Consider the following 21,497-nt stretch of genomic DNA (forward strand, 5'->3'; position numbering starts at 1 on the left):
AATTTCAATAAAGCCTACAAGCATATACCCACCAGCAACAGAACTACTCGGATTGGGCTAAGGCTTAAATCCCCTGTCGCCCATCGCCGAGCGAGTGGAGCGAGACAAATAGCCGTACCGTTTGGCTCGCGACCGACCGAGGCGTGGCGTGGCGTAGCTTGGCAACTTGTTGCCTTAGAGTAGACCGTGGCCTAAGGCTAGTGGCCCGGAGGGCCGCAGGCGGCAACTCCAATCAAGAGATATGCTTCAAATTCAATGAGCCAACACTCTTCCATCTCGCGATACTTAAAATAACTGCCGCAATTATTTTAAATATCGCCACCGTACAACGGCAGCGATGGGTATATCTCTAAACAACGATCACTAGAATAAGTTCAAGCAGATACCCAACTAGGTATCTGCTTGAATCTAATGATTACTGGCACGCCTCGCAATCTGGATTATCAATCGAGCAGAATTTCGCATCGGTCGCTGGCGTGTTATCCACTGCTGCTGCCGCAATCGCTGCTTGCGCCGCAGCCGCCGCGTTGTAACCGCCATCAACCGGAACGGCATTCAGTTCGCCGCCACGACCCGTCGATTTCTCGGCGGCTGTGGCTGCCAGAGTACGCAGGTAATAAGTCGTTTTCAGACCGCGCAACCAGGCGTGCTTGTACAGCTCGTCCAGTTTCTTGCCCGATGCACCGGCCATATAGATATTGAGCGACTGCGCTTGATCGATCCATTTCTGACGACGGCTTGCCGCTTCAACCAGCCATTTCGGATCCATTTCGAATGCAGTGGCATACAGCGCTTTGAGGTCTTCCGGAATGCGGTCGATGCGCTGTACCGAACCATCGAAGTATTTCAGATCGGACACCATCACTTCGTCCCACAGACCGCGCGCTTTCAGATCACGAACCAGATGTTCGTTGATGACGGTAAACTCGCCAGACAGATTCGATTTGACGAACAGATTCTGGTAAGTCGGCTCGATACACGCGTCAACGCCGATGATGTTGGAAATCGTCGCCGTTGGCGCGATTGCCAGACAATTCGAGTTGCGCATGCCGTAGGCGGCAATGCGGTCGCGCAGCATCGTCCAGTCCAGACGCGAGCTGCGATCCACTTCAAGGTAGCCGCCGCGTTCTTCTTCCAAGAGGCGCAGCGAGTCTTGCGGCAGAATACCGCGATCCCACAAGCTGCCTTTGTAGCTGGCGTAAATGCCGCGCTCTTGCGCCAGCTCGGTCGAAGCCCAGTAAGCGTGATACGCCACGGTTTCCATCGACACATCGGCAAACTCAACCGCAGCATCCGATGCATACGGAATACGCAGCGCGTGCAGACAGTCCTGGAAGCCCATGATGCCCATACCAACCGGACGGTGTTTCAGATTCGACGTACGTGCTTTGCGAACCGGATAAAAGTTGATGTCGATGACGTTATCGAGCATGCGCATCGCGACTTTCACGGTGCGCGACAGTTTCTCGGCATCGAGCTCACCGTTTTTCAGGTGGTTGTACAGATTGATCGAGCCCAGATTACATACGGCGATTTCTTCATCGTTGGTATTGAGCGTGATCTCGGTACACAGGTTCGACGAGTGAACGACGCCAACGTGCTGCTGCGGGCTACGGATATTGCATGGGTCTTTGAACGTGATCCATGGGTGACCCGTTTCAAACAGCATCGTCAGCATCTTGCGCCACAGGCTCAATGCCGGAATCGTTTTGGCCACGCGCATTTCGCCGCGTGCAGCTTTGGCTTCGTAGTTGGTATAGGCGATTTCGAAAGCTTTACCGACTTTATCGTGCAGATCAGGCACTTCGGACGGGCTGAACAGTGTCCAGTTCGCGCCTTCCATGACACGTTTCATAAACAAGTCAGGAATCCAGTTGGCCGAATTCATGTCGTGCGTGCGGCGACGGTCATCACCGGTGTTTTTGCGCAACTCGAGGAATTCTTCGATGTCGGCGTGCCAAGTTTCCAGATAAGCGCAGACCGCACCTTTACGTTTACCGCCCTGATTCACGGCTACGGCGGTGTCGTTGACGACTTTCAGGAATGGCACGACACCTTGCGATTTGCCATTAGTGCCTTTGATATGGCTGCCCATCGCGCGCACTGAAGTCCAGTCATTGCCCAGACCACCGGCGAACTTAGACAAAAGCGCGTTTTCTTTGAGTGCTTCAAAAATGCCATCCAGATCATCCGGCACGGTAGTCAGGTAGCAGCTCGACATCTGGCTGTGACGCGTACCTGAATTGAACAGCGTTGGCGTCGATGACATAAAGTCAAAGCTCGACAGCACGTTGTAAAACTCAATCGCCCGCTCTTCACGGTGGATTTCATTGAGTGCCAGACCCATTGCGACGCGCATGAAAAACACTTGCGGCAATTCGATGCGACGCTCGTCGATGTGCAGGAAATAACGGTCATACAAAGTTTGCAGGCCGAGGTAGCCGAATTGGTAGTCGCGGTTGTGATCAAGCGCGGCGGCCAATTTTTCCAGATCGAACTGACCCAGTTTTTCATCGAGCAATTCGGCTTCGATGCCTTTTTTGATGTAGCGCGGGAAATAGCTGGCGTAAGTGCTCGCCATGTCTTCGTGGCTGGTTTCTTCACCGAGCACTTCGCGACGGATTGAATTGAGCAACAGACGCGCAGTCACCAGACCATAGGCCGGATCGGTTTCAAGATAAGTCCGCGCAGCCAGAATCGCCGATTTGCGAACTTCTTCGGCCGGAACACCGTCGTACAGATTTTTCAGCGTTTCAGCCAGAATCAGATTCTGGTCGGTGTATTGCTCCAGACCTGAACAAGCCGAAGCGATCAGCGCTTTGAGTTTGCTCAAATCGAGCGGACGGCTGCTGCCATCTTCAAACAGCACATTGATGGCGTGCTGTTCCGGTTCACCTTCGTGACGCGCCGCATCACGTTCACGCTGACGCTCACTGCGATACAGGACATAGGCACGCGCCACGTCATGCTCGCCCGAACGCATCAGCGCCAGCTCGACCTGATCCTGAATGTCTTCAATATGAATCGCACCACCTTCGGGTTTACGACGCATCAGCGCGTTGACCACCGCATCGGTCAGGTGGGATACCTGTTCGCGAACCGCAGCACTTGAGGCTGCATGGCTGCCTTGTACCGCAATAAATGCTTTGGTGACCGCTACCGAAATTTTTGATGGCTCAAACGGCACGACCGAACCATTACGACGAATGGTTTTATAGTTGGCATAGTGGGCAACATCATGTGATGGCGTCTGGATCGGGGTGTTATCAGAGCGGCTAGCTGGGGTACTGTCGAGCGTGGCGTACATGCACAGGTCCTCAAGGCTTTGTGTATAAGTGTGTGTATAGTTTGTGAAGAAACACTACATCTTGTGTCTCAATCAGCTTGTTGGCACAAATACTAGGGGAAAGAGGGGCTCTGGTGCAACAGGCAACAGCTGTGCTAGCAGATGGACGGAAGGCTGTTTTGAGCAAAGCCAAGCTTTGCCTGAATATTTACGCCAAGCGCCATTGATAATTTGATGACAGTCAGTTGCAAGATTGCAACATTCGCTCCGCACGGTCAGGGCGTCCAGAAATGCAAAAAGGCGGAAAAATCCGCCTTTTTGTATACAGCGTGAGCCAGGCTCAAGCAGTCTTAGTGGTGATGACCGTGTTCGCCATGAACGTGGCCGTGCGCCAGCTCTTCAGCGCTCGCTTCGCGTACGCCAATTACTTTGGCTGCGAAACGGATATTCATGCCGGCAAATGGATGATTTCCATCAACAGTCACACGGTTTCCTTCCACTTCGGTCACGCGGAACAGGATAACTTCACCCGTTTCAGGATCATCCGCTTCGAACATCATGCCAACCGCAACTTCCGGTGGGAAGCTGTCTTTTTCTTCTTCACGAACCAACTCAGGGTCGAATTCGCCAAATGCATCATCCGCTGACATCGTCACTTCGATGCTGTCACCCAGCACTTTGCCATGCAGCGCTTCTTCCACCAGCGGCAGAATATTGTCATAACCGCCGTGCAGATAAGCAATCGGTTCTTCGGTTTTGTCGATTTGATTGCCTTCAGCGTCGTACATTTCATAAGTCAGTGTAACAACGGAATTTTTGGCGATTTGCATAGTGTTTATCCTAGCTGTTTTACAAGGTTCAAAATTTCGGCCGCGTGGCCTTTGGGTGTGACGTGATAGAAAGCATGTCGGATGACGCCCGATTTATCAATCACGAATGTCGAGCGCTCTATTCCGCATCTTACCATGCCCTGCGCCTCCCATTCGTGCACCGCATGATAAAGACGGCTGATTTCAACCTCGGTATCGGACAACAGATCAAACGCCAAACCCTGTTCGTCAATAAAACTATCATGCGCCAGACAGTCATCCAGACTGACACCGAGGATAACCGTTTCACATTGCGCAAATGCGTCAACCCGATCAGAAAATTCAACCGCCTCAACAATGCCTCCGGGCGTATGGTCTTTGTTAAAAAAGTACAACACGACGTTTTTCTTGCCCTGAAAGTCACTCAGCGTCACCATCTCCATCGCGGCATCGGGCAAAGAAAAGTCAGGGGCTAATTCGCCTACATTCAGCATGGCATCTCCAATCAGTCGGCTTCGGTGCGATAATAGCGGCATCCTTTTTTATATATATAGCTGCAAGCCATGCCTAAAACACCTTTCGACTCCGCACTGTTGGGCAATTTGACACCCGAGCAATTCTTGAGTGAATACTGGCAGAAAAAACCATTGCTGATCCGGCAAGCCTGGACTCACTTCCCAGAGTTGATCGACTTGGCTCGGCTCGCCGAGTTTGCCCAGCGCGACGATGTCGAATCGCGTTTGATCGAGCATCAAAATGGCCGCTGGAAGCTTGAACACGGTCCGTTTAGCCAGCAACGGCTTAATCGCCTGCCCGAAAGCGACTGGACGATTCTGGTACAGAATGTGAACCATCTGGTTCCGCATATTGCCGACTACCTGTATCAATTCAATTTCCTGCCCTATACGCGACTGGACGATGTGATGATTTCCTACGCGCCACCGGGCGGCACCGTCGGGCCGCACTACGATTCCTACGATGTATTTTTATTGCAAGTCGGCGGACAGAAGCGCTGGCAAATTTCCAGCGACGATGCCTCGGGTTTTATTGAAGATGCACCAATCCGTGTACTGAAAGATTTCAACCCAGAGCAGGAATGGATTCTGGAGCATGGAGACATGCTGTATCTGCCGCCCAAATATGCGCATTACGGCGTCGCCCTCACCCCCGGAATGACTTATTCGGTGGGTTTTAGAGCCCCAAAAACACAGGAAATGGCAACCAAGTTTCTGGAGTTTTTGCAGGATGAGATTTGCCTGAATGGCATGTATAGCGACCCCGATGCCAAGCCGACCAGCACGCCAGCCAGAATTGACGACGCCTTTGTCGCGCAAATCAGCCAGATGCTGCAACAGGTGAAATGGGACGACAATATTGTGCGCCAGTTTATCGGTCGTTATTTTTCCGAGCCCAAACCGCATGTATTTTTTGACCACGCCGCGCCGCTCGAATTTGACGGCTTTGCCGAGGCGCTCGGCGAATACGGCATCAGACTCGATCTGAAAAGCCAGATGATTTACTCGGACGAGGCCTTATTTATCAATGGCGAGCTCATCGAGTTCGATGATGCCAGCCCGGCCGATCTGACCGCCTTGCGCCAGTTGGCCGATGATCGTACCTTGCCTGCAGCGCAGTATTCCGACGAATTGATTGACCTACTGTATACCTATCACGAATATGGCTACCTCCACCCTGCCACCGAGCAATGACGCCACCAGCAGCACTTTCGATACACTCCAAGGGTATCGCTCTGCAGTGATTGCTATCATTAGCCAAGCAAGGCATACCCTTCAGCTCTGCGAAAAAGATTTCGCCGAATGCGATCTGGGTAGCCGGGCTAATCAGCAGATTTTGTGGGATTTTTTCTCGCAAGCCTCACCGGGCCGCCTGCAACTGCTGGCCAGCAATACCGACTATCTGGCCGGGCATTGCCCACGCTTTTTGCAATTACGCGACCGGTTTGCCCATTTAATTGAAATTCGTGTCATTCCCGAATATGTGCAATATGGGCAAAAAGGCTGGATGCTCGCCGATCAAAGCCATTATTTAATTCGTCATCATTACGACTGGTATCGGGGTGAATTGGCACAGGATGCAAAATATGCGGCGCTATTGCAACAGCAATTTGCAACACTCTGGGAACAGTCCGAACCGGCCAGCTCGCTGCAACGCTTTGATTTATAAGGACGTACACGACGTTACATGAAGTAGCAGTTTACCCTGCGTAAAACCCGCTTGTGCACTAGCAATTTACTGGGCAGCTGATTAGAATTCGCAGCGTTGGTTGTGAAACAAAAACACACCGAAGTGGATTTAGATAATTGGTCATACGCCAGTTGTCATTTGTAAGTTAATTCAAACCTTAATATTTAAAGGATTTCAAAATGAAACAAACTCTGATCGTTGCTGCTCTGTTGGCTGCTGCTTTGTCTGCTTGTGGCGAAAAACCAGCTGAAGTTGCTTCTGCTGTAGTTGAAGCTTCTGCTGTAGTTGAAGCTTCTGCTCCTGTTGCTGAAGCTTCTGCTGTTGAAGCTTCTGCTCCAGCTGCTTCTGCTGCTTCTGCTGCTCAGTAATTCGGTCTTACCGATTACTAAGAAAAGCCGACCGCAAGGTCGGCTTTTTGCATTTCTGGCGTAAAATAATCCTTCATTCGATCCGTACACGCCATCATGTCAGCTCAAATCGCTACTCAGATTTTAATCCCGCGCTGGATTATCCCCGTTCTGCCACGTCAAACCGTCTACACCGACCACGCTTTGGTCATTAAAAACGAACGCATCATTGCACTCACACCCAAAGCCGACGCACTCGCCGCCTATCCGCAAGCCCAGCTCATTCATTTACCCGATCACGCGCTCATGCCCGGGCTGATTAATTTGCACGCGCATTCGGCAATGACCTTGCTGCGCGGCTTTGCTGACGATTTGCCGTTGATGCGCTGGCTACAAGAACATATCTGGCCAGCCGAAGGTGCGCATGTTTCGGATGAATTTGTTTTTGACGGCACACGTCTCGCGATTGCCGAAATGATTGCCGGTGGCACAACCTGCTGCAATGACATGTATTTTCATCACAGTGCCGTCGCACGCGCTGCGCTGGACACGCACTTTCGGATGACCGTCGGCTGCTCGATCCTGGAATTCCCAACCCCGTACGCCAGCAATGCCGACGATTACATCGGCAAAGCCCTGAAAAGTCGCGATGAATTTTTAGGTGAAAATCTGATTCAGTTCACACTGGCACCGCATGCACCTTATACGGTCAGCAATCACACCTTCGAGCGCATCATCACGCTGGCGGACCAGCTAGATCTGGGCATTCATTGCCATATTCACGAAACTGCCGATGAAATCGCCAGCAGCCTCAAGGAGTTTGGTGTGCGGCCACTTGAGCGACTCGCCGCACTCGGCCTGCTCGACAGCCCGCTCGTTGCCGCGCATATGGTGCACACCACCGACGCTGAAATTGCACTGCTGGCAAAAAAAGGCATGCATATCGCACACAATCCGGCGAGCAATCTCAAACTGGCATCGGGGCTGGCGCGCGTTCACGATCAGCTCAAGGCCGGAATCAATGTCGGCATCGGCACCGATGGTGCGGCCAGCAATAATAAACTCGATATGTGGGCCGAGTTGCGACTTGCTGCGTTACTGGCCAAAGGCCAAAGCGGCAATCCGGAAGCGATTCCGGCCTGGCAGGCACTCGAAATGGCGACACTCAACGGCGCACTCGCCCTGGGTTTGCAAGATCAAATCGGCAGCCTTGAAGTCGGCAAACAGGCCGACCTGTGCGCCGTCGACCTCTCAGCAAGTGGCACGCAACCATGTTACGATCCGGTTTCGCATCTGGTTTACGCAGTTGATCGCACGCAAGTCAGCGACGTCTGGATCGCCGGTCGTCATGTCTATCGCCAGCATGAGCACCAAAGCCTCAATCTGGCCGAAATTCACAGCATCACTCGCCATTGGCAAGCAAAAATTCAGACTGTATAGCCACGTAACATAGATAGGAATTAGCGTTGTGACACATACCCCCAATAAAGAATCCATCAATGTTGATGAAGCTGAAATCGCCAAATTCTCCGCACTCGCGCATAAATGGTGGGATAAAAGCAGCGAATTCAAGCCGCTGCACGAAATCAACCCACTGCGAATCGGCTTTATTGAGCAACACGCGGGAATCAAAGGCCTGAAAATCCTCGACGTCGGTTGCGGCGGCGGGATTTTGTCCGAAGGTCTGGCAGAGCGCGGCGCCCAAGTCACTGGCATTGATTTGGCGGAAAAATCGCTCAAAATCGCCAAACTACATTTATTTGAGTCCGGCCAACAGGTCGATTACCGCCAAATCCCCGTCGAAGAGCTCGCCGAGCTGGAGCCGGAAAGTTACGACGTTGTTACCTGCATGGAAATGCTCGAACATGTTCCCTCGCCCGCCAGCATCGTCGCCGCTTGTGCGCGCCTCGTCAAACCCGGCGGCTGGGTGTTTTTCTCTACGCTGAACCGCAACGCCAAGGCTTATCTGCTCGCCGTCGTCGGTGCCGAATATGTGCTCAATATGCTGCCACGCGGCACGCATGATTACGATAAATTTATCAAGCCATCCGAGCTGGCGCGCATGACGCGCACTGCAGGTCTCGATACCGTTGCACTGACCGGCATGACATTCAATCCGCTCACACAAGTGTATAAACTCGCCGACGACACCGACGTTAATTACCTCGTTGCCACCCGCAAAGGCAGCGCAGCATGATCAAAGCCGTTTTATTTGATCTGGACGGCACACTCGCCGATACCGCACCCGATCTGGGCGCCGCGCTCAATCGCCTGCTGGTCGAAGAAGGTCGCGCCGCACAAAGCATGGACGCCATCCGCCCTGTCGCCAGCCATGGCGCACGCGGCCTGCTCGAACTCGGCTTTGGCATTACGCCGCAAGACGCGCAATTTTGCGCGCTGCGCGAGCGTTTTCTCGATCATTACGAGCAAGGCATTTGCGAAGGCACCACGCTGTTTGACGGCATTACCGAGCTGATTCGCGAAATCGATTCGCGCGGTCTGCAATGGGGGATTATCACCAATAAGCCGATGCGCTTTACCGACCCGCTGGTGCAATTACTCCCCCTACCTATTGCGCCACAGACCTGTGTTTCCGGTGATACTGTGGGCATACCCAAGCCAGATGCCAAACCGATGCTGCACGCGGCAGCCGAGCTGGGCGTTGATCCGGCGCATTGCCTCTATGTCGGCGACGCCGAACGCGATATCGAAGCAGGCCGCAAAGTCGGCATGAAAACCGTGCTCGCCAGCTACGGCTATATCAGCGAGTTTGATGACACCGCCAGCTGGGGGGCTGATTTGAATATCAATCACCCGCTGGAATTGCTGGTTCATCTGGGGCAAAGCGAGGTATAATCGGCATTCTTCACTTCGCATGAAGACAGCTGTAAAAACCGGGGGTGCCATGGTTTCGACAGGGGTTGCAAAGCGGATGAGGGCATGTCGGGGTCTCAGCTGCCCGTAAAAACAACTGAAAAACTATAGTCGCAAACGACGAAACTTACGCTCTAGCTGCTTAAGCTAGACTCTGCACCGCAAGGCCCATCGGGCGGGTCGGGTAAAACCGGCTGCAGAGTCATTTAGATGGGATCGCTTTGATTCGGGTTACTTGGGTCAAGGTTAAATCAAGGTGACTCGCTCTCCTCAAGCCTGCCCATCGGCGTGAAAGGGAGTTAAAACCCAAATGATACGGCTAAACATGTAGAACTCACTGTAGAGTGCTTCTGGACGGGGGTTCAACTCCCCCCACCTCCACCAACAAAATACAATAAAGCCCTGATTATTCAGGGCTTTATTTTTTCAATTCTGATGCAGTGTACCATTCAGTGCACCATCCAAAGTCGGCTTACTTTGGCAAATCTTGGATCAAGCTAGACATACATTTACACTTTAAATATTCTTCAGAGTTTGATAGAAACCAAACTGGTGTAGCCCATCGTACTTGCCCTGCCCTGTTTCTCTCTTGGCTGGGATTAAGGCTAGCCAATACACTTTCTAAAGCATTATGCCTCGCCCAAATGTTTTGCCTTCTCTTCCGACCAACTGCGTTAATCCGTCCACCTTGGTCAAATAACCAATAACGTTCTTACACACTACGTCGAATTTTTGACGATCATTCAGCTTCAGCTCACCAAGACCATAGTATGGGCTGTCTCGATGACCATTGATTCTGGCTGCACGGTTGCAATTATGAAAAGCACCTTGGCCTGCAGTGATCACTTCTTTCCAGTATTTCCCAATTTGATCAGCGTACCATTCCTCTTTCCAAACATGATCACCATCAAACAATAGTATCCAGTGGTAATGGAACCCCATTTCCTTGCCGTATTCCATTCGCCAGACAAACCCTACGACATGCTTGAATAACCGCCTCTTATGTCGTTGGTTCTCCGTAAAGCGTTTAAAGTGCTTCTTGCACAGTACTTCATCGTGTCGCTCAGGAGAGTTTAGTTGGTAGGTAAGGTCTAATCGTACTACGCGAAGACGTTTGTATTTATTCAACACGCGCCACAGATATTGGGCGGCTCCCTGGTGATTTTTACTGGCAAGACCATCCCAACATGCGACTTTCTTTTTAAACTTTGGCTGGAAGGACGCGGCTCGTACACATTCGATAAAATCATTAAAGTGAAACGCTGCTTTACGACCATCAAACATCATGTAGTGTGGATCAACATATCGCCATTCCTGCCCCTCTAACATTGCTAATAATAACTCTGCATTTGGACTGAATGCTTTTTTGGGAAGACTCTGGCTCAGCACTTTCTCTGAAGGTAGCCGAGCCAATGTACTAAACAGCTTACCGAGGTGGTTGATCTTCAATTGGACTAAACCCCTTGCCGCAACACAAGCCTCAAAAGGCGATTCACTCGTCGATTGAATTTGTTTCATTATCTTCTCGACCTTTGACAAAGTGGAAATGGCTACACAACCATGATCAATTAGCGTCATCGATGATTCAGATAAATTAAGTATTTGTAAGCTCAATGCACTATGATGTGCTTGTTCAATTTTATTCGATTGGCTTATTAGTGATTGAGTAGATAGCATGATGAACCCTGATGTTACATCCATAATAATTATTCTAGTTAATATTTATTTATCAGTGTTATTATTGATGATTGCCAATGTAACTTCTTAATTGTCATCACAGGCAAACCAGCCACATTGATATAATCAATACATATTACATATAACATTAATAACCGCAACCAGAGTAAAACCAAACTATATTACATTCTGAAAGCATATCAACTCAATTCTCTTGCCAGACGGAGCAATTTAGGACTTTACTGATGTACATACTTAGTATTAATTTTAACAATTAAATTATCCAAATTTATTACATCCAAAGTTCAATCTAACTGAAAAAAATGGCCCCCATACCTCGGGAGCCACGAAGAAGAATAAAGACAGAACCGTGCAAGATAAAAGCAAAGAAGAATAAACAGCGCTCCAGAATGAACGCGTTCCATGCGAACATTAGCAATAACCGCATATTCGCATCATCCAAATACCCTTAAAGCTCCCGAAATGAGCGTGTTTTCTTACGGGGGTAGCGATATCGATTGATAGCGGCCTCTAGTGCCATTTGATTCCAGCTTTTCATTGGTTCTAGATCTACATAGCTCAAACCATGAAAGCCATAACTACCCCATATTATCTTTTTTGTTTCAACCAAGTACTTAATAACAGGGTCTAATTCATTAACGCTTCTTAGCCGAGTTGGGACAACCAATTTCAAAAGTTCAGACTTTAGGATGTAACGATTGTCATATTTTCTTGCAAATTTATCCATCCATTTCCAGAGAGCCTCAGCATCTTGATGTAACTGGCTTGGTTTATCTGGCTCTGTAAATATTTTTAAAAATTCAATAGAGCAGTAGTCCATTATTTTCTCTGCCGACTCCACAAATTCTTTCTTAATTTCTTTTCCATCTGTTTCAAATAAAGTTAAGGCAGCAGCGACGCGCATTATATTTCTAATTTTCTTTGAAGCATGATCTTTAGCTTTTAATAGCGGGCCATCGGGAGCCATTGAAGTTTCAATTCTTTGGCCGAGCTCTATTAAAAATTCAGCCACACCCGGATCGAAACGCAATAGTTGCCGCTCAACAGGTTCGCTATCAGGTCCAATACTACTGAGTATGAGGGCACGCATTCGCTCATGAAACGAATCAAGCTCTGGAATTGCTAAGCTTAGACTCTCAATATCCCTAAACCCTTGAGTACTTTCCGGTTGACATACAAGGAAACGAGCCCAGAGACCAAGTCCTCGCGCTTCACCTGAACGACGATCAAAGTAAGACTGTAACGCCGAATTTTGCAATGCAAACACACCAGCAATGCGAGGTGACTTTACAAAGACGGTGGTATGCTCTGCACTCGTGTCTTTACTAAGGTTTTTGCCACCCCAACCATGGAGCAGAGGAGATAAATCATTGGCAGCACGGCCATTAAAGAACATGTTCGCTTCATCAAGATCAATACCAGCATTGGGCCAGTTGTTTTTCAACCCTAATAAGAATGCTTCTGGGGTAAATTTGCTATAGCTAAATTTGATCAACCTCGGTTTTTTGGGCCTTGTTTCCTGATGTTGCTTGATGCGTTGAATAACTCCTTCGGTAGGGTTTTCCTTGCGAACTGCCTGAGCTAACTCTCTAGCCAACGCATCATCAGTTGTTTTCCAAATTTTCTCATCCACAGTGAATTGTTGGATGCGTGCGTTGTATTGATCCGCTAGTTCATGCTCAAGCTCGACAATGGCTTTCCGGGTCAAATCCAATACTGCACTTTTGCCTTCGCCTGATTCTGCAATCACTAAGCAATAAAGTCCTAGGGGGCTAATACTCCCATCCGGCATTTGAAGATCATAGACCCCTTGGCCAGCTTCTGAGTAGGCCGTCAATAACATCAAAACAATCATTGGGATTGGCGCCCCCGTTTTTTTGCTAATTTGTTCGACATACCGGCGTGTGCGACGAGGCAACCACTGTGTATAAAAGTTGTTTTGAAGGGCAGAGTTGACATGGCTCATGCTGCACCTCCAACCAAATCTTCATCGTTGGTGACAGATGTTGGATTTGCACATTGCAGAATCCATGCCTCGACATCGGACTCTAGCCACCCAACAAGGCGGGCACCGGCGCCAAGCTTAAAGGGTCGGGGGAATGTGGGATCATAGGATGCGCTATTGGGATTTAATTTGGCATAGAGTGTAGATCGTGCAAGACCCAGACGGACTTGGAGTTGCTTGCGGCGTAAAATGCAGATTTGCTTTGGTGCAGTAGACATTATTAGTTTCCTTGAGTTTTAAATGGATGTCACCGGAGCGACAACCACAAGATAAACTCAAGGAAAAAATGAAACTATCCGTGTACTAGCTCACCTGCTTACTTTGGTGGTAGAACTTCTGCGTTTGCTAGCAAACAGGGCATCACGATCTTCAAAGGCGTTAAACCATTCCTGTAATCTTGTTTGCACTGAGTTCTCAGAAAGCTCGACACCATGCCTACTTGCGATCTCTATAGCCAGCTCTTGTAATTTAGCAGCTGCAACATATGCAGATTTCCATGGCTTGCCGGTTTTTTCAACAGAATCTTTGAGTAACGTATGTAGCTCAGTTTTAATTGGCTTGTATTTTTCATTCTTTGCCACCCCACCTTTTTGTGCTTTTCGGCTGCTTATTTTATTAAGGCTTTGCTGCATTATCCATTCGTTTGCACATATGTACTGAAGGATACCTAGCCATTTTTGAGCCTGTAGCAAATAGAACCACGCAGCGTTTACATCTACCACATCGGCATATTTTTTTGTCAGATACAGCGCATGGAAAATGGTTTCAACATATAGAAATAGGTCGCCTCGCTCTGGCTGGCGAAATTTTTCTTTACCAAGGCGTAAGATTTTTTCATCCAGCTCATCTGTATTACCGTGACATTTCTTCATTAGCTTATCAAGAGCAGTAAGCATTTCTTCGTCCGTGCCCTCAATAGTTAAGTGGAGGAAGCAATCTTGAGTTCCTTCATGGGTTGCTCGGTATAGATCAACAAAGCTCTGATTTTGGTATTGAGGTAATACAGTGCTCATCTTGCATTCCTTTTGGAGCAACAACAGGTAAATAAGCGTTTGCTTATTATTACAGGTAATCATCAAGTCAGCGACTAGAAATTTTCAGACCTATATCACTCAATAGAAATAAACGTGTTGTATCTATTGATCTAGCCTCGGTTTCTCCGGGGCTTTTTTACGTCTGGAGAATTCAAATGTCCCATCTTGTCGAATCTATGGCTTTCGTTCGTGATACCCCGTGGCACGGTTTAGGCAATCGTTTAACTGAGCAGCAACCGCTGGATGTTTGGCTGCGTGAGGCCGGTATGGATTGGTCGATTAACCAAAGTGATGTGCTGTTTAATGTGGCTGATACAGGCATGCACATTCGCTCACACGCTGATTCACGCGTGCTGTATCGCTCCGATACGTTGGCACCGTTGTCGGTGGTATCACCTCGCTATCAGGTGGTGCAGCCGACGGAAGTGCTGCATTTTTATAAAGATCTGGTGGAAGCCGGTGGTTTTGAACTCGAAACAGCTGGGGTGCTTAAAGGTGGTAAAAAGCTGTGGGCGTTGGCGCGTACCGGGCAAGAGGCGCTGTTGCGCGGTAATGATCAGGTGAAGGCGTATTTATTACTGGCGACCAGTTGTGATGGCTCGATGTGTACCACAGCGCAATTCACTTCGGTACGAGTGGTGTGCAATAACACGTTGCAAATGGCGGTCGGTGACTCGACCGGTTCAGTCAAAGTACCGCACTCGACCAAATTCGATCCGCAAGCGGTGAAGGAAGCGCTCGGTTTGGGTCTGTCAGGCTGGGATCAGTTCATCGCCAATATGAAGCAATTGTCACAACGACCCATTTCAGGCGCAGAAGCAGCGCAATATTTTAGTGATGTGCTGGAAGAGCAAGTGCTCGATATGGAAAGCCCGGCGTTATCTCGCGCCATGCAGCAAGTTACCGCCCTTTATAGCGGTGCAGGCATGGGGTCTTTGTTAGCCAGCAGTCGTGGTACGGCTTGGGGTTTACTCAATTCCGTGACTGAATTTGTTGATCACCAACGCCGTGCACGCAGTCAGGATTACCGCCTAGATTCCGCGTGGTTTGGCCAAGGCGCGCAACTGAAAGGCAAGGCACTGAATCAAGCGATTGCGCTGCTACAGTAATCGATTCAATTTCACACGGTTCATTTTGATCACTAAGCCCCGTCTGGTTCGCCAGCGGGGCTTTTTGCTTTTGGAGGTTTCATCATGCGTGAACGTTACGGCCAAGCCATTCGTTTGGCATCGACAGTAGGTTTAACTCGTGAGCAATGGTTGAAGTATCGTGAGCTGGGAATAGGTTCATCCGATGCCGCCAGTGCGATTGGTTTTTCGCAGTACAAAAGCCCGCTGACTCTATGGCTGGAAAAAATGCATCGCAAACAGCCCGATAACCTTTCTGAAAAACCCGCTGTGCTATGGGGAACAGTACTGGAACCGGTATTGGCTTCGGTCTACGCCGAACGAACTGGCTACAAAGTGCGCAAAGTGAATGCCATTTTGCAGCACCCCGAGCATCGTTTCATGCTGGCCAATCTGGATCGGGAAGTAATTGGTCAACCCGAAGGCACTGGCGTACTGGAAATCAAAACCGCCAGTTATCACATGGCGGCGCAATGGGAGGACGGTATTCCACTTGCTTATCAATGTCAGGTCTTGCATCAGCTTGCCGTCACCGGTTTTGCCTGGGCTGATGTGGCGGTGTTGATCGGCGGGCAGGATTTTCGGATTTATCGGATTGAGCGTGACGATGCCAAGATTGCGGATTTGATTCATTTGGAAACGCAGTTCTGGAAACACGTCACTGCGGATATTCAGCCTGACCCTGATGGTTCGGACGATGCCAGCACTGCATTGCAGTGGTTATTCCCACGGGATGATGGGCAAACCATCGATCTATCTGAATCAGCGGAATTCAATGCGCTGTTTAGCAACTTGATCGAGCTGCGTGAGCGCAAGGAAGAGTTCGAAGCCAAGGAAGCGCTGATTCGCCAACGGCTACAAAACGCCCTCGGCACCGCCACTGCCGCGATCTTCGCTGCAGGCCGTATTAGCTGGAAAAAAGCCAAAGATCGGCTCGCGCCCGATCTGGACAAACTCAGTGCCGAACATCCTGAAATCCTGCAGCAGTACAGCAAGTCGGTTGAGGGTGCGCGGCGTTTCTTGATTCAGCCCAAAAAGCTGAACCCTTCTGGAGCACACCATCATGATTAAAGGTCTGGCCATTACGCCGCCCGTGATTGGGCGGATTTCAATCGGGCATCTGGTGCAGAAGAAAGACAAGTGGGTGCCGGAAAAAGACGACAGCTTTACCCTCACCACGCAGGTGCAGGGTAAAGACGGTTGGTTATTGCATCCACTGCATGCCCAGTTGGCCGAAGTCAGTCCGAATAACAAGATCCGGGTGATTCCGGTGCGACTGTTATTCAACGACAGTGATTTGAATCTGCGTGCGGAATTCAGTGCATTTGATCGGCAAACCGGACGACCTCTGTGTGTCGGCAATGGTGAATGTGCCAAGCGGGTTTCGGGTGAAGGTGTTGAGGACGTGCCTTGCACTACGCCGGAGCGCTGCCAGTATGCGCAAGAAAAAGGCTGCAAACTGTATGGTCGTTTGAATGTGCAGGTTGAAGGTCAGAACGACGAACTGGGCTCATTCATGTTTCGTACCACCGGCTACAACTCGGTACGAACGCTGGCGGCACGACTTCAATATTTCGAAGCGGTCAGCGGCGGCAATACGCGGCACTTGCCGTTACTGCTCAAGCTTCGCGCCAAAAGCACGACGCAATCGTATCGAGCGCCGGTGTTCTACGTCGATCTGACGCTGCGTGATGATGACAGTCTGGCTGAAGCCGTGTGCTTTGCGCGCAGTGAAGCGCTGCGCTTTGAACAGGCTGGCGTTGAGATTGGCAAGCTCGAAGCAATGGCAAAAGCGCTGCTGCGCAATGGCCAGTTTGAAGATGATGCGGATGAAATACCGATGATGCTGGAGGAGTTTTATCCTGAATCCGATAGCGAAGGCGAGCCGCATCAGGCAAGCAAACCCAGTGCGTCAAGCAGCAATAAGCTTAACCGCAACGACCCATCCAAACAGACCATCCGGCCAGCAACTTTAACTTCGCGTCTCGGTCATGACGCCACTACCCAAGGGAGCAACAGTAATGGCACAGCCCTCAACCACTAACACCCTGTTGGCATTTGCTGCCGTATTTACCGCAGGTGTGCTCTGCTCAACGTGGGTCAAAGCGTATTGTCGATCAAAACAACCGCCGTGCACCCGTCATCCCTACCCGGAGCCCAAGGCAGTACAAGATCAGAAACAGTAAGCCCGTCTCATTAAACACCAGCCCCAGATCATTCTGGGGCTTTTTATTGTCCGTCACTTATGGAGTTCACATCATGGAAAAAGGCGATCATTTGATTTCAGGCCGCACTGGCTACTCGCACCACGGTATTTGCATAGATCAGGACAAAGTCATTCATTATTCCGGCTCAGCGCTGAAGCGTTTCGATACCGGGGTAATTGAAATTGTCGATCTAGCGACGTTTTGCCAAGGCCAGGGTTTTACGATTCAAGCCTATCCGTTTCGCATGTTTAATCGCGAACAGACGATTGAACGCGCACTCTCGCGTTTGGGAGAAGACTGGTATCACCTGCTGCTCAATAACTGCGAGCACTTCGTGACTTGGTGCATTCAAGGCTTGCCTCAAAGCAAACAGGTCAACCATGTGGTTTTGCCCTGTGTGCTCGGAGCCCTCATCGGAGTGACTGCCACGCAATGGGCTCGCTTGCGGCACAGTGATTGATGGCATGTACTGGCGCGATCTTCTTGATGATTAGCGGCTCAGTCGGGCGATCATTTCTTGCATGATGGTCGACAGCCATATTCGATCCGATTCCTTGAGTGCACGTAATGCGGTAGCCAGTTCACGTGCCAATTCATCCGGCTGGGCAGAAATACCGCCAACTAAGCTAGCCAGGTCGGTTTGCAGAATGCTGGCAAGGCGATCCAGTGTTTGTAGTGATGGCAAAGTCGCGCCGCGCTCAAAGCGCGAGATTGTTTCGGTATTTACATCTAAGCGCTCTGCGATCTGTGCTTGCGTTAATTGAAGCTGCTGCCTGCACTCTGCCAGCTTGTTTCCCAAACGAACAGCCATCTTTTCTTGCATCGGTGAGTCTGCCTTATTTGTCGATTTAGACAGATAAAGTTGCACTCAGATGACAGCGCTGATAAGGTTTTGATATGTTGATATCGACATATTAGGCCTTTAATTTGCACTTTTATCTGCCACCAGCGACGAAGCACACAGATTCAACGCCCCAAGACAATTAACGCTCGGCGCCCGCGTGGTTATTTTTTTCGTGCTTAACAATTTTTAAAACATCCTCGTAGGTAGAAAAATCATGCCCAAAACTCATTCGAACCAAAGAAATGCAGTCCCAATCGCCACGCGCTCATCACGGAAATTGCTTTCAGTGTCCGTACTGCTGTTACTTAGTGGGTGCTTTTCAACAGTGGACTGCAATAGCTCTGCGGCAAAAGAAATTGCGCTCAGTGTCATTACGCAAGAGCTCAATAACTTCTCACCTTACCGAGAGGCTCTACCTGCTTTTGGCACTGAGTTCAAAGTTGAGAATATTAAAACCACCGCAAAAAATGATGACACTGAAACTTGCTCTTGCAATGCCGATTACGCCTTTGTCTACAACGGCACAGAGCGGGCGATCAATTTTGATTACGATGTTTCAATGCTCAAGGATAAAGGTGAAATTCAGGTTGAGCTCTATGCAAAAGCAATCAAGGATGCAATCTATAACCTGATGCTTGGTCAACGCCCCATTAAAAACGGGCCGCAAGTTCATACCGATCCAGCAACGGGCAATGTGATGGATAAGCTGAACTGGAAAGACAACAAAATGGATGGGGTACAGGAATTCTTTAACCCTAAGAACAATGCGCTGATCTTAAAAGTCAATTTTGATAACGGCCAAAAATCTGGCTTGCAACAAGGATGGAGTGAGGACGGTGCCACGCTGCTGACAGAATTAACCTGGACTGATGGCAAGGCCACTGGTTATGAGAAAAAACTGGTCAATGGCAAGGTCGTCGCTGATTTCAAGTACGTGGATGGACTACGAACAGGATTTGCTTCTAACTACATTAAAGGCCTTGGTGCTTACATTGAGACCTACTACAAAGACGGCGTGAAGATCTTAGATAAGGAATTTGGCGTTCACGACGCAGAGGGGCAGGATGTTCGCTTAATACGCGAATCACCTTATTTTAACAATCAACCCCATGGCATCGAGAAAACCTACAACAGTGAGGGAAAATTAATCAGGGAAACTGAATACAAAGATGGGCTTACGGTTTCAGAAAAATCCTATGAATCCACAGCCGAACAATTTTAAGCTAATGACGGCTAGAACGATGTGAATTTGAGCAATTACTGAATCACGAGCCGACCAAGCCAATTGGCTTCTTCGAACCCCACCGAATCCAGCAATGGTCGGTGGGGTTTATTTTATCTAGAGCGTTCCAATCAAGGGGAGCGATATGTCCATCATCACATCGAGTAATCTCCATGACAGCGCGCTCTTCAAACGCGCTTATTGGCAAAGCGTACGTGCAAACATTGATCAATTATGTTGGCGCCGATGTTTTTTTGACCCATCTGCCGAGGTTTGGCTGCCCCCCAAAAATCGTATTTTCTAATACGTTTCAATAGCATTCAACGTCATGTCGTGGGTCAATCAAATCTAGGTGACAGGGTCAAAATCACGTCGGCGCGAACATGCTGGCACTATTTTTTGTAGGGATTGCCGATTTCCATCACTGGCGATTGCGTGGCCGTTGGGCATGGCTTTGCTTTCTGAATCGGCACTGGCGTCATGTCGGTTTCCGTATCCGTTTTGGTCAGCTTGAAAATCTCGACGTAACATCGCCTCCCCTGCATCGTGAATCCAACCTCGTAATCCGCGCCGGCTTCGGGGATGAAGCTGATGTCGCTGGAACAGCCGGGAGACGATGAACTGTAGGTCGTGGTGATGCCGTGGGCAGTACTGCGATGAAATGCGCTGACGTCCTGAAAACCCAAGGCTAGGCTGGTAATCTGACCTGCAGGGATTTCGTGTTCCTGATAATAGGCTTTGGACAAAATCCCGTCCTTGCGGCTGACGTTCTTGCTGACCTCGGTTTCCGGCATACCCAGACTGAGATTATCAACGGCACCAATAAAAGACGAAAACGCCTGTCCCATGCCACCGGAAACATGAATACCCTCCTTGCCCCACGCCGATTTGGTACAACTCAGTCCGGGAAAAATCAGCGCCAGCGCGCCATTCTGGCCATACATGCGAATTCGGCTGTGTTTCACAGCAGATGTCGCCGCAGAAGCATCTTGCGACGCTGGCACGCCGACCTCCTGTTCGGCCAGAGCCGGAGTGGCAATCAGTGCCGAGCACAGGATGGTGAAACAGGTTTTCATAATTAACTCCTTGATTAACATTTTTCATCGCGTTCGGATTGACTGTTAAAGTCGCCGTCTCCGGCCATCAGGCCGCTTTGTTCGTTGACGGCGGCGTAGTCGACAATCAGCGTTTGAATGGTTTTTTTTAAAGGCCGAATTGTGATGATGCCAGTGTCGCAACTGGCAACTACAAACAATACCCACAGGTGGTATTACCATGAATGCCTTTACAGGAAACAGCTACATCAATATACCCAAACGCAAAGGATGGTCGATTACGCTATGCTCATCGTCCCTGACGTGCTACTTGAGCCAGCGTTTGATTTTACTCATTAACCCAACCGCGCTGATTTGCGCAACGCGACCAAAAAATAAGTTTTATACATCAAATTCAACAACCCTAGTTAAATCAGGAGACGAATTAATAAAATCATTCCATTTTAATGCAATTCTTTCAAAATCTTCAAAGCTTATAATCTCAAAATATCCATCATCAAACTGAAACTCAATTCTCACTTCACCCAAAGATAACTCAACCCACCAAGAATTACGATTCCAAAAATAATCAAGCAGCTCTCCACTCTTAATTTTCATCAAATGAAAAATCAAATCAGAAACCTCTTCAATATTTCGTTTTAGCCCACCACCACCATCATCCATAAGCACCCCAATAATTATGTCACTCTTAAATCCATCATTAGCTTCAACAATTCTAACAGCAGGAATTAAAACACCTTCATAACAAGCAGAGTTAATCCATAAAAATTTTAACTTCATAATC

22 protein-coding genes and 1 other RNA gene are annotated in these 21,497 nt (G+C 49.3%); 12 read left to right on the forward strand and 11 right to left on the reverse strand.

The genetic code is table 11. The features are described from left to right. Positions 1 to 415: 415 nt before the first annotated feature. The 3 genes from ACG2XO_RS14155 to ACG2XO_RS14165 form a co-directional block, all read right to left on the reverse strand. A complete protein-coding gene (locus tag ACG2XO_RS14155; RefSeq protein ID WP_410498639.1) occupies positions 416 to 3,307 on the reverse strand; it encodes a ribonucleoside-diphosphate reductase subunit alpha in 2,892 nt (963 codons plus the stop codon). Positions 3,308 to 3,636: 329 nt separating this feature from the next. Continuing rightward, positions 3,637 to 4,116: an FKBP-type peptidyl-prolyl cis-trans isomerase gene (locus ACG2XO_RS14160; protein WP_410498640.1), complete on the reverse strand. Its 480-nt coding sequence runs from the start codon at positions 4,114 to 4,116 to the stop codon at positions 3,637 to 3,639. A gap of 5 nt (positions 4,117 to 4,121) precedes the next feature. After that, on the reverse strand, positions 4,122 to 4,589 hold the full coding sequence (locus ACG2XO_RS14165) for a peroxiredoxin (protein WP_410498641.1): 468 nt from the start codon (positions 4,587 to 4,589) through the stop codon (positions 4,122 to 4,124). 69 nt (positions 4,590 to 4,658) lie between these two features. Here ACG2XO_RS14165 and ACG2XO_RS14170 point away from each other — a divergent pair, with 69 nt between their 5' ends. The 7 genes from ACG2XO_RS14170 (at position 4,659) to ssrA (ending at position 9,905) form a co-directional block, all read left to right on the forward strand. After that, complete coding sequence (locus tag ACG2XO_RS14170; protein ID WP_410498642.1) at positions 4,659 to 5,804, forward strand: JmjC domain-containing protein; 1,146 nt, start codon at positions 4,659 to 4,661, stop codon at positions 5,802 to 5,804. Further along, the gene (locus tag ACG2XO_RS14175; protein ID WP_410498643.1) at positions 5,773 to 6,279 is read left to right on the forward strand and encodes a hypothetical protein; all 507 of its coding nucleotides are present in this window, start codon (positions 5,773 to 5,775) and stop codon (positions 6,277 to 6,279) included. Before ACG2XO_RS14170 ends, ACG2XO_RS14175 begins: the two co-directional genes overlap by 32 nt. A 200-nt stretch (positions 6,280 to 6,479) precedes the next feature. Then, positions 6,480 to 6,668: a hypothetical protein gene (locus ACG2XO_RS14180; RefSeq protein ID WP_410498644.1), complete on the forward strand. Its 189-nt coding sequence runs from the start codon at positions 6,480 to 6,482 to the stop codon at positions 6,666 to 6,668. A gap of 96 nt (positions 6,669 to 6,764) precedes the next feature. Then, on the forward strand, positions 6,765 to 8,087 hold the full coding sequence (locus tag ACG2XO_RS14185; protein ID WP_410498645.1) for a TRZ/ATZ family hydrolase: 1,323 nt from the start codon (positions 6,765 to 6,767) through the stop codon (positions 8,085 to 8,087). 55 nt (positions 8,088 to 8,142) lie between these two features. Then, a complete protein-coding gene (ubiG, locus tag ACG2XO_RS14190) occupies positions 8,143 to 8,844 on the forward strand; it encodes a bifunctional 2-polyprenyl-6-hydroxyphenol methylase/3-demethylubiquinol 3-O-methyltransferase UbiG (RefSeq protein ID WP_410500270.1) in 702 nt (233 codons plus the stop codon). Continuing rightward, the gene (locus ACG2XO_RS14195) at positions 8,841 to 9,503 is read left to right on the forward strand and encodes an HAD family hydrolase (protein WP_410498646.1); all 663 of its coding nucleotides are present in this window, start codon (positions 8,841 to 8,843) and stop codon (positions 9,501 to 9,503) included. The genes ubiG and ACG2XO_RS14195 overlap by 4 nt, the downstream gene beginning before the upstream one ends. Before the next feature lie 40 nt (positions 9,504 to 9,543). Beyond that, positions 9,544 to 9,905: a transfer-messenger RNA gene (gene ssrA, locus ACG2XO_RS14200) on the forward strand. Between the two features lie 237 nt (positions 9,906 to 10,142). Here ssrA and ACG2XO_RS14205 read toward each other — a convergent pair. The 4 genes from ACG2XO_RS14205 to ACG2XO_RS14220 form a co-directional block, all read right to left on the reverse strand. After that, positions 10,143 to 11,039, reverse strand: a complete 897-nt coding sequence (locus tag ACG2XO_RS14205) for an inovirus-type Gp2 protein (RefSeq protein ID WP_410498647.1) — start codon at positions 11,037 to 11,039, stop codon at positions 10,143 to 10,145. A gap of 628 nt (positions 11,040 to 11,667) precedes the next feature. After that, positions 11,668 to 13,185, reverse strand: coding sequence for a YfjI family protein (locus tag ACG2XO_RS14210; RefSeq protein ID WP_410498648.1), 1,518 nt, complete (start codon positions 13,183 to 13,185; stop codon positions 11,668 to 11,670). Continuing rightward, positions 13,182 to 13,442, reverse strand: a complete 261-nt coding sequence (locus ACG2XO_RS14215; protein ID WP_410498649.1) for a helix-turn-helix transcriptional regulator — start codon at positions 13,440 to 13,442, stop codon at positions 13,182 to 13,184. Before ACG2XO_RS14215 ends, ACG2XO_RS14210 begins: the two co-directional genes overlap by 4 nt. Positions 13,443 to 13,532: 90 nt before the next feature. Then, complete coding sequence (locus ACG2XO_RS14220) at positions 13,533 to 14,237, reverse strand: hypothetical protein (protein ID WP_410498650.1); 705 nt, start codon at positions 14,235 to 14,237, stop codon at positions 13,533 to 13,535. Positions 14,238 to 14,413: 176 nt separating this feature from the next. Here ACG2XO_RS14220 and ACG2XO_RS14225 point away from each other — a divergent pair, with 176 nt between their 5' ends. The 4 genes from ACG2XO_RS14225 (at position 14,414) to ACG2XO_RS14240 (ending at position 18,052) form a co-directional block, all read left to right on the forward strand. Next, complete coding sequence (locus ACG2XO_RS14225) at positions 14,414 to 15,367, forward strand: DUF932 domain-containing protein (RefSeq protein ID WP_410498651.1); 954 nt, start codon at positions 14,414 to 14,416, stop codon at positions 15,365 to 15,367. Between the two features lie 84 nt (positions 15,368 to 15,451). Beyond that, positions 15,452 to 16,456: a YqaJ viral recombinase family protein gene (locus ACG2XO_RS14230; RefSeq protein WP_410498652.1), complete on the forward strand. Its 1,005-nt coding sequence runs from the start codon at positions 15,452 to 15,454 to the stop codon at positions 16,454 to 16,456. Beyond that, entirely contained in the window at positions 16,449 to 17,429 is a 981-nt protein-coding gene (locus ACG2XO_RS14235; RefSeq protein ID WP_410498653.1) for a hypothetical protein, read from the forward strand. The genes ACG2XO_RS14230 and ACG2XO_RS14235 overlap by 8 nt, the downstream gene beginning before the upstream one ends. A gap of 215 nt (positions 17,430 to 17,644) precedes the next feature. Further along, positions 17,645 to 18,052: a lecithin retinol acyltransferase family protein gene (locus ACG2XO_RS14240; RefSeq protein ID WP_410498654.1), complete on the forward strand. Its 408-nt coding sequence runs from the start codon at positions 17,645 to 17,647 to the stop codon at positions 18,050 to 18,052. A gap of 30 nt (positions 18,053 to 18,082) precedes the next feature. On the opposite strand, the gene ACG2XO_RS14245 is transcribed toward ACG2XO_RS14240, so the two are convergent. Then, positions 18,083 to 18,460 (reverse strand): helix-turn-helix transcriptional regulator, encoded by a 378-nt coding sequence (locus ACG2XO_RS14245; RefSeq protein WP_410498655.1) that lies wholly within the window; start codon positions 18,458 to 18,460, stop codon positions 18,083 to 18,085. Positions 18,461 to 18,650: 190 nt separating this feature from the next. Here ACG2XO_RS14245 and ACG2XO_RS14250 point away from each other — a divergent pair, with 190 nt between their 5' ends. Then, positions 18,651 to 19,658, forward strand: a complete 1,008-nt coding sequence (locus ACG2XO_RS14250; RefSeq protein ID WP_410498656.1) for a toxin-antitoxin system YwqK family antitoxin — start codon at positions 18,651 to 18,653, stop codon at positions 19,656 to 19,658. Positions 19,659 to 20,050: 392 nt separating this feature from the next. Here the strand turns inward: ACG2XO_RS14250 and ACG2XO_RS14255 are convergent, their stop codons facing one another. From ACG2XO_RS14255 to ACG2XO_RS14265, 3 genes are all read right to left on the reverse strand, one after another. Further along, complete coding sequence (locus ACG2XO_RS14255; protein ID WP_410498657.1) at positions 20,051 to 20,734, reverse strand: hypothetical protein; 684 nt, start codon at positions 20,732 to 20,734, stop codon at positions 20,051 to 20,053. A gap of 14 nt (positions 20,735 to 20,748) precedes the next feature. After that, entirely contained in the window at positions 20,749 to 20,913 is a 165-nt protein-coding gene (locus ACG2XO_RS14260) for a hypothetical protein (RefSeq protein ID WP_410498658.1), read from the reverse strand. A 181-nt stretch (positions 20,914 to 21,094) separates the two neighbouring features. Then, entirely contained in the window at positions 21,095 to 21,493 is a 399-nt protein-coding gene (locus ACG2XO_RS14265) for a hypothetical protein (RefSeq protein WP_410498659.1), read from the reverse strand. Between the last annotated feature and the right edge of the window lie 4 nt (positions 21,494 to 21,497).

The organism is Chitinibacter sp. S2-10 (assembly GCF_046530675.1).
Classification (GTDB): Bacteria; Pseudomonadota; Gammaproteobacteria; order Burkholderiales; family Chitinibacteraceae; genus Chitinibacter.

Coding starts and splice junctions, on each gene's coding strand:
- ACG2XO_RS14165 (WP_410498641.1), bottom strand. CDS start 4,589: ATGCTGAATGTAGGCGAATTAGCCCCTGACTTTTCTTTGCCCGATGCC.
- ACG2XO_RS14155 (WP_410498639.1), bottom strand. CDS start 3,307: ATGTACGCCACGCTCGACAGTACCCCAGCTAGCCGCTCTGATAACACC.
- ACG2XO_RS14255 (WP_410498657.1), bottom strand. CDS start 20,734: ATGAAAACCTGTTTCACCATCCTGTGCTCGGCACTGATTGCCACTCCG.
- ACG2XO_RS14170 (WP_410498642.1), top strand. CDS start 4,659: ATGCCTAAAACACCTTTCGACTCCGCACTGTTGGGCAATTTGACACCC.
- ACG2XO_RS14195 (WP_410498646.1), top strand. CDS start 8,841: ATGATCAAAGCCGTTTTATTTGATCTGGACGGCACACTCGCCGATACC.
- ACG2XO_RS14175 (WP_410498643.1), top strand. CDS start 5,773: ATGGCTACCTCCACCCTGCCACCGAGCAATGACGCCACCAGCAGCACT.
- ACG2XO_RS14215 (WP_410498649.1), bottom strand. CDS start 13,442: ATGTCTACTGCACCAAAGCAAATCTGCATTTTACGCCGCAAGCAACTC.
- ACG2XO_RS14160 (WP_410498640.1), bottom strand. CDS start 4,116: ATGCAAATCGCCAAAAATTCCGTTGTTACACTGACTTATGAAATGTAC.
- ACG2XO_RS14240 (WP_410498654.1), top strand. CDS start 17,645: ATGGAAAAAGGCGATCATTTGATTTCAGGCCGCACTGGCTACTCGCAC.
- ACG2XO_RS14230 (WP_410498652.1), top strand. CDS start 15,452: ATGCGTGAACGTTACGGCCAAGCCATTCGTTTGGCATCGACAGTAGGT.
- ACG2XO_RS14220 (WP_410498650.1), bottom strand. CDS start 14,237: ATGAGCACTGTATTACCTCAATACCAAAATCAGAGCTTTGTTGATCTA.
- ACG2XO_RS14185 (WP_410498645.1), top strand. CDS start 6,765: ATGTCAGCTCAAATCGCTACTCAGATTTTAATCCCGCGCTGGATTATC.
- ACG2XO_RS14205 (WP_410498647.1), bottom strand. CDS start 11,039: ATGAAACAAATTCAATCGACGAGTGAATCGCCTTTTGAGGCTTGTGTT.
- ACG2XO_RS14210 (WP_410498648.1), bottom strand. CDS start 13,185: ATGAGCCATGTCAACTCTGCCCTTCAAAACAACTTTTATACACAGTGG.
- ACG2XO_RS14265 (WP_410498659.1), bottom strand. CDS start 21,493: ATGAAGTTAAAATTTTTATGGATTAACTCTGCTTGTTATGAAGGTGTT.
- ACG2XO_RS14225 (WP_410498651.1), top strand. CDS start 14,414: ATGTCCCATCTTGTCGAATCTATGGCTTTCGTTCGTGATACCCCGTGG.
- ACG2XO_RS14250 (WP_410498656.1), top strand. CDS start 18,651: ATGCCCAAAACTCATTCGAACCAAAGAAATGCAGTCCCAATCGCCACG.
- ACG2XO_RS14180 (WP_410498644.1), top strand. CDS start 6,480: ATGAAACAAACTCTGATCGTTGCTGCTCTGTTGGCTGCTGCTTTGTCT.
- ACG2XO_RS14235 (WP_410498653.1), top strand. CDS start 16,449: ATGATTAAAGGTCTGGCCATTACGCCGCCCGTGATTGGGCGGATTTCA.